We start from the raw sequence: 389 nt of genomic DNA on the forward strand, positions 1-389 counted from the left end.
AACATTTCGACAACTCGATGATAGATAACACGCTTTTGAGGATCTTTCGCGTTTGGCGAATAAAGTAAAGGTCGTCCTTTATAAACGCCTTTTTCTTTTGCAACTTGAATTCCTTGTGCTTGTCGACGTTTACTTTCGTTTCTCTCTTGTTCTGAAACCATTGCTAAAATTTGAACAATTAAATCTTTCATAAATTTATCCAGTAATGGATTACTAATAACTTCATTCATCATAGGTAAACTTGTAATCATTAACTGAACGTCTTTTTCTTTTAAGTAATTCACAGTTTCAATAATTTCATCATAATTACGTCCTAAACGATCAATAGATTCCACAACGAATCGATCTCCCGTTCTTACAAAGTTAAGTGCTTCTTGAAATACTGGTCT

Annotated in this window: 1 protein-coding gene; it reads right to left on the bottom strand. The window is 32.9% G+C overall.

From position 1 onward, the window contains the following. The coding region (locus HMPREF2663_RS07260) for a recombinase family protein (RefSeq protein ID WP_141762238.1) at window positions 1-389 on the bottom strand (389 nt) is incomplete at both ends.

It is taken from the genome of Staphylococcus sp. HMSC077D08 (assembly GCF_001837945.1).
Classification (GTDB): Bacteria; Bacillota; Bacilli; order Staphylococcales; family Staphylococcaceae; genus Staphylococcus; species Staphylococcus epidermidis.